Here is a 15246-nt window from a genome sequence, read left to right on the forward strand (position 1 = left end):
CCACCACCGGCATGCCGCAGCGGCGCAGCTTGGCGCGCACCGTGCCAGCGTGGCTCACGCCGGTCAGCACCACCGCGTCCACCTGCCGGCCGATAAAGGCATCGATCAGGCTTTCTTCCTGCGCTTGCCGGTAGCGTGTCTGGCCCAGCAGCAACTGGTAGCCACCATCCTCCAGCACTTCGCCGAGCCCGTCCATGGTCTCGGCAAACCACGCATTGGACAGCGTGGGCACGATGGCCCCGACGATGCGCGAGCGCCGCGAGGCGAGGCTGCCGGCGTTCAGGTTGGGCACATAGCCCAGCTTGGCGATGGCGTCCCGCACGGCCGCCAAGGTGGCGGGAGAGACCTGGTGCGGATGGCTGATGGCGCGCGAGACCGTCACGCGCGATACGCCGGCCATGCGCGCCACGTCGACCATGCGGCCGCCGCCCGGGGCAGGGTCGTCTTGCTGTGCTGGCGCGGCCTTGTTGGTTGCCATTGGCTCGGTATTGGTCTCGGTATTGGTGATAGGTGGGGCGGTGCCGTGGGCTACACGTTTTCCCTGGTTTGATCGGTGCGAACCACTTCAGGGCGCATTCGCCTGTGGCTTTGTCCCAGATCATGGGAAACCGGCGCCCGGGCGGCGCCGGGCAGGCTTGTATTGTCGGCCACCATCCCGAAAAATGGAAGCGCATCCATAAGAGCGCGCAGCGGCCCCGCCATCCTCCGGAAAAACGCTGGCGCCAAGCCTCACCGAGACACCATGATCCAGTCCTCATCCAAGCTGACCGTCCGCCTTGCCGAGTCCGACAATGTCGTGCTGGCGCGCACCGAGATCGCCGCCGGCACGGCCCTGCCGGAAGCCGGCGCCAACGCATTGCAGGACATCCCCGCGGGGCACAAGCTCGCCGCGCGGGCCATCCGCAAAGGCGAGCCGGTGATCAAGTGCGGCATCGCCATCGGGCGCGCGGCCGAAGACGTGCCTGCCGGCGGCTGGGTGCATGCGCACAACCTCGCGGCGGATGACGCGGCCAGCGATGCGCCAGGCGCGGCCGCCTGCGCAAGCACATCGCTGCAAGCCGTGCCCGCCGCGCAGCGCGCCACCTTCCAGGGCTTCGTGCGTGCCGACGGGCGCGTTGCCACGCGCAACTATATCGGCGTGTTCGTGGTGGGCAATTGCGGCGCCACCGCCGCGCGCAAGGTGGCCGACTGGTTCACCGAGTCGCGCCTGGCTGCGTATCCCAATGTCGACGGCGTGGTGCCATTCGTGCACGAGATCGGCTGCGGCATGGAGATGACGGGCGAGCCGATGGACCTGCTGCGCCGCACCTTGTCGGGCACCATCCGCAATCCCAACATCGCCGGCGCGCTGGTGATCGCGCTGGGTTGCGAGCGCAACAATATCTACGGCTTCCTGGAGCAGGAGAAGCTGGCCGCGGGCCCTTGCCTGAAGACGCTGGTGATGCAGGAAATCGGCGGCACCGCCAACACCATCGAGGCGGGCATCGCCATCGTCGAGCAGATGCTGCCGGCGGCCAATGCGCACGTGCGGCAGCCGGTTTGCGCGGAGCACCTGGTGGTGGGCCTGCAATCCGCCGGGCCGGACGGCCTCTGTGCCATCTCGGCCAACCCGGCGCTGGGCGCGGCGGTGGACCTGCTGGTGGCGCACGGCGGCACCGCCATCCTGTCGGAAACCGTGGACCTGGTAAGCCTGGGGCAACGCTTCGCCGCGCGGGCTGCCACGCCGGAGGTGGCGAGCCAGCTCGCGCAACGCATCGCGTGGTGGCGGCAGTACCACGCGGGGCGCGACACCCAGATTAACCGCCGAGTGCGTGCCGACGGCGGCGCCAGCGGCCTGAGCAACGCGCTGGAGAAAGCGGCCAGCGGCGTGCGCCGCGCCGGCAGTTCGCCCGTGACGGCGGTCTACGAGTACGCGCATCCCGTCATGGCGCGCGGCCTGGTGTTCATGGATGCGCCCAGCTATGAAGCGGTTTCCGCAACCGGGCAGATTGCCGGCGGCGCCAACCTGATCTGCCTGTCCACCGGCACGGGCTCCGGCTTTGGCGCGCTGCCCGCGCCCACCATCAAGCTGGCCTCCAACACGCGCACCTTCACGCGCATGGAGGACGACCTCGACATCGATTGCGGCCCGGTGGTGGATGGCGAAGCCACGGTGGCGGAGATGGGGCAACGCATTTTCGCGCAGATGCTGCGCCATGCCTCGGGCGAGAAGACCCGCAGCGAAGCGCTGGGCGTGGGCGAGAACGAGTTCGTGCCCTGGCCCATCGGCGTGCTCGCCTGAACCACCTCGCAAAGGACAACAAGATGAATCCCAATCCCAATAGCCAGGACAGCGCGCGCAACCCGTTTATCCGCCTCGACCCCCAGGACAATGTGGTGGTGGCGCGCATGGAAGTGCCAGCCGGCACCGCCGTGCCCAGCGAGAGCCTCGTCACGCTGCAGCTCGTGCCATCAGGCCACAAGGTGGCCGCGCGCTTTATCGCCAAGGGCGAGCCGGTGCTCAAGTACAACACGGTGATCGGTTTCGCGGCCGAGGACCTGCCGCCCGGCACCTGGATGCACAGCCACAACATCGCCTTCGGCGACCTGGTGAAGGACTATCGCCACGGACTGGACTACAAGCCCACGGACTACGTGCCGCCGGCGCAGCGCGCGCAGTTCATGGGCATCGTGCGTGCCGATGGCCGCGTGGCCACGCGCAACTATATCGGCGTGTTCCTGGTTGGCCATAGCGGCGCGACGGTGGCGCGCAAGATCGCCAACTGGTTCGACGAGCAGCGCATGGTGGATTTCCCCAATGTCGATGGCGTGGTGCCTTATGTGCACGAGCAAGGCAGTGGCATGGAGATGAGCGGCGAGCCGATGGACCTGCTGCGCCGCACGCTCGGCGGTTATATCCGCCATCCAAACACCGTCGGCGCGCTGGTGATTGCGCTCGGGCACGAGCACAACGCGTTGCCCGCCTTCCTGGCCGACCAGGGCCTGCAGCCGGGCCCGATGCTCAAGACGCTGGTGATCGAAGACGCTGGCGGCACGCGCCGCGCCATCGAGGCCGGCGTCGCGCTGGTGCAGCAGATGCTGTCCAAGGCCAATGCCGTCACGCGCGAGCCCGTCTCGGCGGAGCACATCACCGTTGGCCTGCAATGCGGCGGCTCCGATGGCTTCTCCGGCCTCTCGGCCAATCCCGCGCTGGGCGCGGCCATGGAAATCCTGGTGCGCCACGGCGGTACCGCGATCCTGTCGGAAACCTCGGAAATCTTCGGCGTGGAGCAGACCCTGACCGCCCGCGCGGTCACGCCCGAGGTAGGCCGGAAACTGGTCGACCGCATCAACTGGTGGCTCGAGTACAACAAGGGCCGCGACACGCAGATCAACGGCCGCGTCAGCCCCGGCAACAACGCCGGTGGCCTCGCCAACGTGCTGGAGAAGAGCCTGGGCGGCGCCAAGAAGGGCGGCAACGCGCCACTGATGGAAGTCTACAAATACGCCGAGCCGGTGACGCAGCACGGCCTGGTGTTCATGGACACGCCGGGCTATGACCCGGTCTCCGCCACCGGCCAGATCGCCGGCGGCGCCAACCTGATCTGCTTCACCACCGGGCGCGGCTCCTGCTTTGGCTCGGTGCCCGCGCCCACCATCAAGCTGGCCAGCAACACGCCGATGTACCAGCGCATGGTCAAGGACATGGATATCAACTGCGGCGTGGTGATCGACGGCGAAGCCACCATCGAACAGATGGGCCAGCTGATCTTCGCGCAGATCCTGCGCCACGCCTGCGGCGAGAAGACCTGCAGCGAAGCGCTCGGGGTCGGGCTGAACGAGTTCGTGCCCTGGCCGATCGGCGTGGTGGATTGATTGGCTCAATGGACTTGATGAACTTGGTGGACTAAATGGACTTACCAACGGTTTGCTCCCCACTCCCATGAAATGGGAGAGGGGCCGGGGGAGAGGGTGGGCGCAGGCCGAAGCGAGATCGGCTCATGCGCCGGGAGCGATGGCAAGTCCACGGGCTGATTGGCATCTCATCGCCACAGTGAACGCCCGCCCTCTCCCCCGCCCCTCATTCACTGCGCGAGAGCGGCGAGCAAACCGGACAATGAATCACTAGAAGAAGCAGGAGACACAGCATGACCCTCATCAGCAAAAGAACCTTCCTCGCCGGCTGCGCGCTGGCCCTCGCGGGCGTACTGCCAGACATCATGGCCGCCGCGCACGCGCAAGGCGACACCTGGCCGGCCAAGCCCGTGCGCATGATCGTGCCGTTCCCGGCCGGCGGCACCAGCGACATCATGGGCCGCCTGATCGCCGAGCAGCTTGGCAAGGCGCTCAAGCAGCCCTTTATCGTGGAGAACAAGGGCGGCGCCGGCGGCACCATCGGCTCCGAGCAAGCGGCAAAAGCCCCCGCGGACGGATACACGCTGCTGCTCTCCGGCATCGGCAGCAACGCCATCGCGCACGGCATGACGCCCAAGCCCAACTACGATTCGAGCCGCGATTTCATCCAGATCTCGCAGCTGATCGCCGGCCCTAACGTGCTGGTGGTCAACCCCGCCTTTCCGGCAAAGACCTTCAAGGAGTTCGTCGACTACGTCAAGGCCAACCCGGGCAAGGTCAACTACGGCGTGACCAATGCGTCGTCCGGCCACCTGGCGATGGAGCTGCTCAAGCAGACGGCGGGCCTGAACATGGTCGGCATTCCTTACCGTGGCGGCGGCCCAGCCCTGACCGATGTGCTGGCCAACCAGATCCCCACCATGTTTGTGAACCAGGACGCGGTGCTTCCCTATGTGAAGGCCGGCAAGCTGCGCGCGCTGGCGGTCACCAGCGCGCAGCGCAATGCGCTGTTCCCGGATGTGCCGACAGTGGCGGAATCCGGCTATCCCGGTTTCTCTGCGGTATCGTGGGTTGGCCTGTCGGCGCCCAAGGGCACGCCAAAGCCCATCGTCGACAAGCTGGAGGCTGAGATGATGAAGGCGTTCCGCCAGCCGGATGTCCGCACCAGGCTGGAAGCCAGCGGCTTCGTGGTGGTGGCGTCCAGCTCGCAGGACTACGCGCGCTTCGTGCAGTCCGAGACCGTGCGCTGGGGCAAGGTCATCAAGGAGGCCGGTATCAAGCCGGAGTAACGGCGCACATGCGCTGCGCCGCAAGACAGAATTCGAGCAGACAAGGACGAATCATGAGCAACGTTTCACATCAAGCAACCGCTGCGCCAATGCCATCGGCACAAGCCTCGGGCGATCGTATCGCGTGGGTAAAAGTCTCGCTGGTGACCCTGCCGCTGGCGGCCCCGATCAGCGACGCCAAGGTGCTGACCGGGCGCCAGCGCCCGCTGACCGAGATCGCCTTCATCTTCGCCGAGATCCGTACCCGCGACGGACACGAAGGCATCGGCTTTGGCTACTCCAAGCGTGCCGGCGGCCCCGGCATGTACGCCCACGCCAGGGAGATCGCGCCGGAGTTGATCGGCGAGGATCCGAACGACATCGCCCGCATCTGGAACAAGCTGCTGTGGGCCGGCGCGTCGATGGGTCGCAGCGGCCTGACCACGCAGGCCATCGCCCCGTTCGATATCGCGCTGTGGGATCTCAAGGCCAAGCGCGCCTGCCTGCCGCTGGCCAAGCTGCTGGGCGCGCACCGCGATTCCGTGCGCTGCTACAACACCTCCGGAGGCTACCTGTCGATGCCGCTGGACCAGGTCCTGAAGAACATCGACGCCTCCCGCGCCAACGGCATCGGCGGCATCAAGATCAAGGTCGGCCAGCCCGATACCGCCACCGACCTCAAGCGCGTCAAAGCGGTGCGCGAACTGCTGGGCGACGACTTTCCCTTCATGGTGGATGCCAACCAGCAATGGGACCGCACCACCGCGCAGCGCTTCGGCCGCGTGCTGGAACAGTTCAACCTGGTGTGGATCGAAGAGCCGCTTGACGCCTACGACATCGAAGGCCACGCCGCGCTCGCCGCCTCGCTCGATACGCCGATCGCCACCGGCGAAATGCTCACCAGCTTCGGCGAGCACGCGCAGCTCATCGCCGCGCATGCCAGCGATTTCGTGCAGCCCGACGCGCCGCGCGTGGGTGGCATCACGCCCTTCCTGCAGATCATGAGCCTGGCGGACTACAAGGGCCTGAAGCTGGCGCCGCACTTTGCCATGGAGATCCACCTGCACCTGGCTGCCGCCTATCCGCAGGAGCCGTGGCTGGAGCATTTCGAATGGCTGGAGCCGATGTTCAACGAACGGCTGGAGCTGCGCGACGGCAGGATGATCGTGCCCAGCCGGCCGGGGCTTGGGTTTAGCCTGAGCGAGCAGGCGCTCGCCTGGACGGCGGACAGGGTGGAGTTTGGGGCGAGGCCGTAGGCAGTCGTTAGCGATAGCGCACCAAGGCATACGCAACCGGCGCGCTCCAGGGCGCGCCGGTTGCGTTTAACGCCCGCTTCGCGTCACGCCGCGCCAGCGCCACGCGTATTGACGTACAGCGCGTAAATGGAATGGCTGCTGGCCATGAACAGCCGGTTGTTCTCCAGGCCGCCGAAGCACAGGTTGGCACAGCGCTCCGGCAGGCGGACATGGCCAATGGGCTTGCCCTTGGGGTTGAACACCATCACGCCGTCCAGCGGTGCCGGGTCCACGCCGGGCGCGCCGCCGCTGCCCCAGCCAGCCCAGATGTTGCCGTCCTCGTCGCACTTGATGCCGTCCAGCGCGCCGGGGCCGTTAGCGTCGATATGTTTGGTGCGGTTCGTCAGGCGTCCATCGGGCCCGACGCTGTAGGCCCACACCAGCCGGTTGGGCTGGGCACGGCCTTCGATCACATAGAGCGTTTTCTCGTCCGGCGAGAAGCACAGGCCGTTCGGCCCGGCCAGGTCGCTGATGACCTGGGTGAGCTTGCCGGTCTCGCCGTCGATTCGATAAGCCGCGTGCGGCAGCTCTGGCTTGCCGATGCGGCCTTCGTAGTTGTTGCTGAGCTGGAAGGGCGGATCGGTGAACCAGATGGAGCCATCGGACTTGCAGACGATGTCGTTCGGCGAGTTGAAGGGCCTGCCTGCGAAGTTGTCGGCCAGCGTGACCACTTTGCCACTGTGCTCGGTACGGCTGATGCGCCGCGTGATTGCGCCTTCGCAGGTGATGAGCCGGCCCTGGCGGTCGCGCGTGTTGCCGTTGGGATAGTTGGCTGGCGCGCGGAAGGTAGTGAGCTGGCCGCCGGCCTCGTCCCAGCGCATGATGCGGTTGGACGCCACGTCGCTGACAAGCAGGTAGCCGCCGTCGCCGATCCACACCGGGCCCTCGGCCCAGCGCAGGCCGGTGGCGAGCTGTTCCACGCTGGCGTTGAACAGACGGTACTTCGCGAAGGAGGGGTCGAGGATGACGACGCTGGGGTCGGGGTAGCGCAGCGAAGGTGTCCACTGTGCTGCGGCATGACCGGCGGCGGTGCTGGCCGCCAGTGCGAGGCTACCCTTCAGGAAGCCGCGACGCTGCGCAGAAGCGGCTTGCTGAAGCGGAAGTTCGTGCTGCTCAGGGTGCTGCGAATCGTTTTGTGTCTCCATGCCCGGGCTCCTTTGTCTTGATCTTGCGAGAATCAACACAATAGGAAGCTTTGCGCGCGCTGGCGATGCTCGCGGGGCGGGATCGCCAGCGCACTCCCAGCAAATGGGACGGTCGTGCCCGATGCGCGGGAAAACCCCGCCGCCTCAAACCGTGTAGTCCACCGCAGCCCACGCAAAGTAAGGCTTCAGATCCGCCACCAGCGCCTGGTGCAAGGGATGGAACAGATAAGCATCCAGCGCCTCCTTGTCATCCACCTCGGACTCCAGCACATAGTCCCAGCAGATCGCACGATCCAGCTCGTTGGCGGCAAAGCGCCAGCTCCTTATCGCGGGGATGCGCGCGCCGAGGGCCGCCATGCGCGCGGTGAGCGCGGCTTCCAGCGTGGCGTCCTTGGGCACGTCCGGCTTGCGCCGGAACAACACGATATGCCGCATTCTTGTCTTCAGCATGGCACCCCCTCGCGTGCAATCAGCCAGGCTGGTGCATCTTGCAACGCCACCGGGCGCAGGAAGCGATCGAGCGCGGCGTAGCCCACCGAGGTGGAAAACGGTTGCGTCGACGCGGGGAAGGGGCCGCCGTGGTGCTGGGCGTCGGTCACGGCCACGCCGGTGGGCACGCCCGCAAACAGCACGCGCCCAGCCACCTTGGTGGCGGCGCGCACGAGTTCCAGCGTGGCGGCGTCCGGCGTTTCGCTGCCGGCATCCACGCCCCACAGTGTCACGGTGAGCGAGCCTCCTACGACGCGCAGCACTTGCTGTGCTTGCTCCGGCGAGTCGATCCGCACCACCAGCGCGGCGGCACCGAAGACTTCCTCGTGCAGGCTGTGATCGGCGATGAAGTCCGCGGCGTCGACCTCGGCCAGGTAGGGGCGCGGCAGGCCGCCGGCGTCCGCGCGCGCCACTTCGCCGAGCAGCGGCTTGAGCTTGTCGGACGCGCGCCAGCGCGCCACGCCCTGGTCAAAGGCGGAGCGAACGCCGGCACTGAGCATGGCGTGGGGCGCGAGCGCATGCAGGGCACCGGCCAGCGCGCCGACGAAGGCGTCGCCGGCGGCGTCCTTGCCGACCACGATCACGCCGGGGCTGGTGCAGAACTGGCCGCTGCCCAGGCAGATCGAGCTGGCCAGGTTCTGCGCCAGCTCCGCGCTGTTGCCGTGCAGCGCGGCCGGCAGCACTACCAGCGGATTGACGGAGCCGAGCTCGCCGTAGAAGGGAATCGGGTGGGGCCGCTCGGCAGCCACCTTGGCCAGCGCGATGCCACCCTTGAACGAGCCGGTGAAGGCCACGGCCGCGATCGCCTCCGCCTGCACCAGGCGCACGCCGGTCTCGATGGCTGCGCCTTCGATAAAGCCGAAGATGCCGGCAGGCAGGCCTTGCCCGGCCACCACGCGTTGCGCCAGCGCGGCGGTCTTGCGCGACAGTTCCGGATGCGCCGGATGCGCCTTTACTACCACGGGGCAGCCGGCCGCGAGTGCCGCGGCGGTGTCGCCGCCGAGCACCGAGAACGCAAACGGGAAATTGCTGGCGCAGAACATCGCCACCGGCCCCACGGGCACGCGCACGCGGGTCAAGCGCGGACGCCCGGCGGGTGGCGCGCCGGCTACGGCGGGATCGTCGAGGCTGGCGTGCGCGTCGCCGCGTTCCAGCACATCGGCAAAGCCGCGTAGCTGAAAGGCGGTGCGGTCCAGTTCGCCATTCAGGCGCGGTAGGCCGAGCGCGCTCTCGCGGTCGGCCAGCGGCACCAGGGTTTCGCGTTCGGCTTCGAGCGCGGCGGCCAGCGCGCGCAGCAGGGCGGCGCGTTGCGCGGCGGGACTGGCGCCCCATTGGCCGGCCACGGCAGCGGCGGCGGCGACAGCGGCATCGATCTGCGCCGGCGTGGATGCCGGCCAGCTTGCGCCGGTGGGCTGGCCACTGCGCGCGTCGATGGATTGCAGCAGGGAGGACATGGTCATACGCTCTTCAGGTGATAGCCGCGGCCCGCGTAGTCGAATGCCACCAGTTCGTTGATGGGCGTTGCCTTGTCGGCGGGCGAGGCGTAATAGGCGCGGATCTCGGCGATCTTGCCGGTCTGCGGATCAAAGTCGTACCACTCGGCGCCGCGCAGCGCGGTGCCGCTCTTGTTCTTCCAGTGCGTCCATTCGATCATCGCCTCCGGGGTGTCGTGGCTGACGATGAGGCGCTCGATGGTCCATTGCGAGCCGAGCGTTTCCACGCACCAGATCCATTTTTTGGCGATGGTGTCGGCGCTGCGCCAGGGCACTTCGGGCAGGCCGGCGGGGAAGTAGTGCACGGCGTCGGGCGTGAAGCAGTCCACCAGCGCGTCGTAGTCGGCCGCGTTGCAGGCGTCGAAGTAGCGGCGGATCAGCGCGGCGTGTTGTTCGGGAGTGAATTTGGCGGTCATCTTGGTCTTGTGTCCGGTTGGGCGGATTCAGCGGCTGCCGGCTGGCTTGGCGGCCGGGATCGGCGGGCGGCCGGCGGCAACCCATTCGCGATGCTGCGCGCGCGTGGCTTCGCTCGGCGGGTACAGGCCCCACAGCGCTTCACCGGCCTGCACGCGTAGTGCCAGGTAGGCTTCGATGTCGTCGCGCTTCTCGCACAGGTTGGCCATTTCCTCGGCCAGGTGGGCCGGGATCACGGTGATGTTGTCGCCGTCGCCGTGGATCACGTCGCCAGGATAGATCGCCACGCCAGCGCAGCCGATCGGCACTTGCAGGTCGGCCACATGATGGTAGGACAGCCGCGTGGTGGCGGTCACGCCCGTGCTCCACACCGGGAAATCCATCTGGCTCAGCTCGGTGCCGTCGCGGAAGCTGCCGTCGGTGATGACCGCGCGGGCGCCGCGCATCATCATCCGCGTGATCAGCATATTGCCCATGGATGCGGCGCGGCCGTCGCGGTTGCTGTCGATCACCAGCACATGGCCCGGCTCGATCTGTTCCACGCCTACCCATTGCAGGTTGTCGGCGGAAGGCTCGGTGGTGAGGTTGCCATAGACGTCGATGTCCTCGCGCGCCGGGATGAAGCGCATGGTGTATGCGCGCCCGGCAAAGGGCTTGACCTTGGGGTTGAGCGGCGTCAGCCCATGCAATACCGGCTGGCGGAAGCCTTTGATGTAGAGCTGCGTGGTCAGCGAGCCGCTGGTCACCTGGGCCAGGCGGTCGAGTACGGAATCCGGCACGTGCGGCGCGGGTGCGCGCTGCGGGATGTTGGCCAGGGGCGGGGGAGGCGTGAAGATGGGGTTGGTGCTCATGATGCGCGCTGTCCAGGTTGCAAGTGGTCGGGGCGGCCCTCGTCCCAATCGGTGGGACAAACCTGGCCGCGTGTCAGCTGTGCTGGCTGATTGCATGGTATTGAACTTCCCGAGAACTTAAAATGCTCACCAGAGGGCCTGCCCCGCCAGACTCCTTCGTTTTTTCCATATATTGAGACAAGCCACCATGTCCGCGAATCCCGGTGACGGTACCGGCGCAATCGAGAAAGCCATCGACGTGCTCGAAGCGGTAGGCGCCACCCCCGGCGGCGTCAGCCAGAGCGACCTGGCCGCGCAACTCGCGCTGCCGCGCACCACGGTGTACCGGCTGCTGGCCACGCTGGTGGCGCGTGGCATGCTGCGGCGCGATCCGCTGCGCAAGGTGTACCGGCTGGGCTTTCGCTGCTTCGAGATGGCGCGCCAGGCCTACACCATGCCGGACCTGGTGGCCGCCGCCGCGCACGAGATGCGCGGCCTGCGCGACCTCACCGGCGAGACCTGCTACCTTGCCACGCTGGACGGGCTGGAGGTGATCTCGCTGGAACGCTGCGACGGTGCCCACAGCGAGCGCTCGGCCGCGGTGCTGGGCCAACGCAAGCCGGTGCACTGCACCAGCCAGGGCAAGGCCATCCTGTCGGCCATGGAAGGCCCGGCACGCGACGCCATCGTGCGCGACCTGACGTTGAAGGCGCTCACGCCGCTCACCATCACCGATCGCCGCCGCCTCAACGCGGAGCTCAATATCACCGCCGCGCGCGGCTACTCCATCGACGATGAGGAGATCGTGATGGGCGTGCGCTGCGTGGGCGCGCCCATCGTCGACCCCGAAGGCGTGGTGCGCGGTGCCATCAGCGTGGCCGGTCCGGCCTACCGCCTCACGCGGGCGCGGCTGGAGTTGCTGGGCCCTGAAGTGGCACAGGCCGCCCGCCGCATCGGCGCGCAACTCGAAGGCGTGCGCGCGCCGGCGGGAGACGCCGCGGTGACTGCAGTGCCCGGGCCTTGGGCCTTCCAGGGCGGGCATCCGCTGTGGTGCGCGCGGCGCCAGCGGCTGTACTGGGCCGACGTGCTGGCGCCCTCGGTGCGCATGCTGGACACCACGCAAGACCCCGCGCGCGATGAACAGTTGCTGCGGCTGGAAGCGCCCGTCACGGGCATGCTGCTGCGCGGCGAGGAGGTATGGGCCATGCATGACGATGGCGCGGTGGCCATTGCGGCGGATGGCAGCCGCCGCCCGCTGGAGGGCTGGCCGCGCGCGCCGCTGCAGGCGTTTTGCGATGTTGGCGATATTGGCAACGGCGCGCAAGCCACGCAGGCGGTGTGGGCCGCCATGGAGTCCGCCGAAGGCGGATCGTCGGTCGGCCTGCTGCGCGACAACGGCAGCCTCGAGGTGCGCTGGCATATCGGCGAGGCCGTGCAGGCGCTGTGCTGGAGCGCGGCGGATGGCACCCTCTACGCCACCACGCCCGCCTCCGGCGCCATCCTGATGCTGCAACCCGGCTCCGCGGCGGTGCGCCGGCTGGCCAGCATGCCGCCGGGCGCGGGCAAGCTGAGCGGGCTTGCGCTGGACACCAGCGGCGGCATATGGACAGCGCTGTGCGAGGGCTGGAGCGTGGTGCGGTTCACGCGCGACGGCACGCTCGATCGCGTGGTGGGCATGCCCGTGCCGTGCCCCAGCGATGTGGCGATCGGCGGTGCGAACCTGGACACGCTCTACATCACCACGTCGCGCCAGCAGGTGTCGCTGGAAACGCTGGCCAAGGCGCCGCAGTCCGGCTGCCTGTTCGAGGTCAAGGTCTGAGCGGTTTGCGGCACTGCGTTCTTGCGGACTTGTGTTTGTCCTTGTAGTCGTCCTTGTGGTCATCCTTGTGGTCGTCCTTGTGCTGGTAGGTCTCATACCAGCATAAGTTCTCATCTTGTCGCCTCGGGACTAGCCCTCTAGGCTGTTCAGGCCCATCCCTTGCAACAAGACAGAGTGAACGAACAGGAACGCACCAATGACCACGAATACGACCGCTGCCGCCGCTGATTCAGCTGCCAAGTTCGACCCCAGCCGCGCCGGCGAATACGAAAAGCAAAGCCGCATCGCGCTGGCGGGCTACGACGCCTGCCATGAACTGTCCGCCTGCATGCTGGCGGCAACGCTCGGCGCCGGGCGCGCGGCCGAAGTGCTGGTGGTCGGCGCCGGCGGCACGGCGCAGGAGATCGTCTGCGCGGCCCGGCTGGAGCCGGCGTGGCGCTTCACGGCAGTCGATCCGTCGCAGCCGATGCTGGACCTCGCCATGGCGCGCGTCGCCCAGGCCGGGCTGGCCGAGCGCACGCATGCCGTGCCTGGCGTGGTAGAGGACCTGCCCGCTACGCCGCGCTTTGACGCCGCCACGTTGATCGGCGTGCTGCACCACCTGGCAGGGGACGAAGCCAAACGCGATATCTTGCGCGCTATCGCCGCCCGCCTGAAGCCGGGCGCGCCGCTGATCCTCGCCGGCAATTACCGCGCCTATGCCAGCGAGCCGCTGTTGCTGGCAGCGTGGGGCGAACGCTGGCGCATGCAAGGCGCCAGCGCCGACGAAGTCCAGGCCAAGCTGGGCAAGATCCTGCAGGGCGCGGACCCGCCGCAGTCGGAGGCTGCCGTGCAGGCGCTGCTGGCCGAGGCGGGCTTTGCCGCGCCGCAACGCTTCTTCGGCAGCCTGTTCTGGGGCGCGTGGCTTGCGCAAAAGCAGGGCGGCTGATCCGGGGCGCCCGTGCATGGCCGGGCTTTGCATGGTTGACGGCCGGTTCTATCCTACGCAGACAAGAGCCGCCATCAAGGAGCTTGCCGTGCCCGTCCGCCCTTCGTCCTTGCCCGTGCAGATCGCCGTGATGGCCTTCGCCGGCACCGCCATGCTGGCGTGGCCGGCGCGCGCTGCCGACAGCGACCAGGAAAACCGTGGCCACGATCCCTTCTTCCAGATCTCGTCGCGCATCGCCAATTGCCCGGAGCCGCTCGGGCCCCGCGTGGACGAAGCGCAGTGGCGGCGCGACGCCCATCACCGGATCGAGGATGGCAACCACTGCTATGTGGAAGGCCGCTGCCGTCTCGGCAATTCCTACCAGTACGAGCAGGAGATCGTGGAAAGCACGCAGCGCCGCCTGCAGGCGCTGTCGATCGCGCTGCCGGGCTGGCATGACTCCACGCTGTGGCTCACCGTGCGGGGCCGCTGGCTGCTGGTGCAGGGCTGCGTGGGGCGGGGCTTTCCAGGGCAGCCCTTTCTGGCCGCGCTACGCGAAGTCGCCGACGTGGAGATCGTGGTCGACCAGATCACGGGGGATCCGGTGCGCGGCGTGCCTTACCCCGTGTTCGGCGGCCATTCGGGCAAGGCGACGCCCGTCCTGCCGCAATCCGGCCGAGGGCCGAATTAAGCATTTTCCTCAAAGGGTTAGATTCTGTGGTGCTGGCGCCAATCCGGGTTGTGGGGCGTCATGCCAAGTGCTACCTTCAGGGCATGCTGGCGGGGCCCGTCCGGGCCAGCCCCACGCCCGGGGCATTCATTACCAGCGCCAGGTTCTCGCTTGGGATACGACATGTCTGCTCACCCTCATGGGCCGAAGCCCGCTTTCAGGAGACTGGGTGCGATGCTATTTCCCTTGCTGCTATGCGGGCTCGCCGATGAAGCCATGGCACAGCAAAGCCGCACCGACAGTCCGGCGCAGGGCGTGCCCGGCACCATCTGCGACGCGCCCTGGTTCCAGTCCGGCGCGCGGGCGCAGATGGAGGCCAGTGGCGACATGCCAATGTCGATCACCATGATCATCCGGCACCCGACGCTCACGGAAAATGGCTGCAGCGCCTGGCTGTCGATTCACTCGAAGTCGGCGCTGGCGGCCATGATGGGCCCTCCAGTCGTGATGGACCAGGTCCACAAGATGACGTTCGACCGCGGCGCGACGGCCGGCTCGGTGGGCAGCGTGAGCAGCCAGCGCGCCACCATCAATGCGCAGGCGCGCTACACGCGGCTGTTCGGGCAAGCCTCGTTCCAGGGCAAAGGCGTGCTGACCTACGCGGGCCTGGCGATACGGGAGGGCGTGGTGCTGCCGGGCGAGACCCTGAGTTCCAGCCTGGATCTCGAGATCCGCAGCCTGGCGACGGACGAGATGGTCACTACCATTCGCGCGCCGTCGGCCTCGGTCTCGGTTGGCGAGCGGCGCGTCGGCCGTGCGCAATCCATCGAGACCGTGCTGGGCCGCCGCGAATGCATGCCGATCACTTACGAAAAGCGCACCTCGCTGGGGCCCTTGATGATGGGCGACGACCTCATCCAGACCGAGCCCGCGATCATGAACGTCACCGACTGGTACTGCCCGACGGAAGCGTTCGTGCTGCGCACGGAGGTGCGGCAAAAAGGAAAGATCGAAAGAATCGACACGACTGCCATCGGCATGGACGACGACGTGCAGTGACGCAGGATACCGAGCGATGGCAG

Annotated in this window: 14 protein-coding genes; 8 read left to right on the forward strand and 6 right to left on the reverse strand. The window is 67.7% G+C overall.

Translation table 11 applies throughout. From position 1 onward, the window contains the following. On the reverse strand, positions 1–478 hold a 478-nt coding region (locus tag ACYP5B_RS11155; protein WP_459569637.1), incomplete at its 3' end, for a LacI family DNA-binding transcriptional regulator. Between the two features lie 264 nt (positions 479–742). On the opposite strand from ACYP5B_RS11155, the gene ACYP5B_RS11160 reads away from it, so the two are divergent. The 4 genes from ACYP5B_RS11160 to ACYP5B_RS11175 all read left to right on the forward strand — a co-directional run bounded on the left by ACYP5B_RS11160 (position 743) and on the right by ACYP5B_RS11175 (position 6358). After that, the gene (locus tag ACYP5B_RS11160; protein ID WP_459569638.1) at positions 743–2281 is read left to right on the forward strand and encodes a UxaA family hydrolase; all 1539 of its coding nucleotides are present in this window, start codon (positions 743–745) and stop codon (positions 2279–2281) included. 23 nt (positions 2282–2304) lie between these two features. Further along, positions 2305–3855 carry a UxaA family hydrolase gene (locus tag ACYP5B_RS11165; RefSeq protein ID WP_459569639.1) on the forward strand — a complete coding sequence of 517 codons (1551 nt, stop codon included), beginning with the start codon at positions 2305–2307 and terminating at the stop codon, positions 3853–3855. A 272-nt stretch (positions 3856–4127) separates the two neighbouring features. Then, a complete protein-coding gene (locus ACYP5B_RS11170) occupies positions 4128–5123 on the forward strand; it encodes a Bug family tripartite tricarboxylate transporter substrate binding protein (protein WP_459569640.1) in 996 nt (331 codons plus the stop codon). A gap of 53 nt (positions 5124–5176) precedes the next feature. Beyond that, the gene (locus tag ACYP5B_RS11175; protein ID WP_459569641.1) at positions 5177–6358 is read left to right on the forward strand and encodes an L-talarate/galactarate dehydratase; all 1182 of its coding nucleotides are present in this window, start codon (positions 5177–5179) and stop codon (positions 6356–6358) included. Positions 6359–6441: 83 nt separating this feature from the next. Here the strand turns inward: ACYP5B_RS11175 and ACYP5B_RS11180 are convergent, their stop codons facing one another. From ACYP5B_RS11180 to ACYP5B_RS11200, 5 genes are all read right to left on the reverse strand, one after another. Beyond that, entirely contained in the window at positions 6442–7542 is a 1101-nt protein-coding gene (locus tag ACYP5B_RS11180) for an SMP-30/gluconolactonase/LRE family protein (RefSeq protein WP_459569642.1), read from the reverse strand. A gap of 144 nt (positions 7543–7686) precedes the next feature. Beyond that, positions 7687–7992 (reverse strand): Dabb family protein, encoded by a 306-nt coding sequence (locus ACYP5B_RS11185; protein WP_400098132.1) that lies wholly within the window; start codon positions 7990–7992, stop codon positions 7687–7689. Then, positions 7986–9491 (reverse strand): aldehyde dehydrogenase (NADP(+)), encoded by a 1506-nt coding sequence (locus tag ACYP5B_RS11190; protein WP_459569644.1) that lies wholly within the window; start codon positions 9489–9491, stop codon positions 7986–7988. The genes ACYP5B_RS11185 and ACYP5B_RS11190 overlap by 7 nt, the downstream gene beginning before the upstream one ends. Next, positions 9488–9940 carry a nuclear transport factor 2 family protein gene (locus tag ACYP5B_RS11195; protein WP_400098690.1) on the reverse strand — a complete coding sequence of 151 codons (453 nt, stop codon included), beginning with the start codon at positions 9938–9940 and terminating at the stop codon, positions 9488–9490. The genes ACYP5B_RS11190 and ACYP5B_RS11195 overlap by 4 nt, the downstream gene beginning before the upstream one ends. 27 nt (positions 9941–9967) lie before the next feature. Next, entirely contained in the window at positions 9968–10789 is an 822-nt protein-coding gene (locus tag ACYP5B_RS11200) for an RraA family protein (RefSeq protein ID WP_400098692.1), read from the reverse strand. Positions 10790–10976: 187 nt separating this feature from the next. On the opposite strand from ACYP5B_RS11200, the gene ACYP5B_RS11205 reads away from it, so the two are divergent. The 4 genes from ACYP5B_RS11205 (at position 10977) to ACYP5B_RS11220 (ending at position 15223) form a co-directional block, all read left to right on the forward strand. After that, the gene (locus ACYP5B_RS11205) at positions 10977–12587 is read left to right on the forward strand and encodes an IclR family transcriptional regulator domain-containing protein (RefSeq protein ID WP_459569645.1); all 1611 of its coding nucleotides are present in this window, start codon (positions 10977–10979) and stop codon (positions 12585–12587) included. 196 nt (positions 12588–12783) lie between these two features. After that, a complete protein-coding gene (locus ACYP5B_RS11210; RefSeq protein ID WP_400098696.1) occupies positions 12784–13515 on the forward strand; it encodes an SAM-dependent methyltransferase in 732 nt (243 codons plus the stop codon). 151 nt (positions 13516–13666) lie between these two features. Beyond that, positions 13667–14185 (forward strand): BON domain-containing protein, encoded by a 519-nt coding sequence (locus ACYP5B_RS11215; RefSeq protein WP_400098761.1) that lies wholly within the window; start codon positions 13667–13669, stop codon positions 14183–14185. 213 nt (positions 14186–14398) lie between these two features. Then, positions 14399–15223 (forward strand): hypothetical protein, encoded by an 825-nt coding sequence (locus tag ACYP5B_RS11220; protein ID WP_400098698.1) that lies wholly within the window; start codon positions 14399–14401, stop codon positions 15221–15223. The last annotated feature ends 23 nt before the right edge of the window (positions 15224–15246 follow it).

This window comes from Cupriavidus sp. 8B (genome assembly GCF_054589115.1).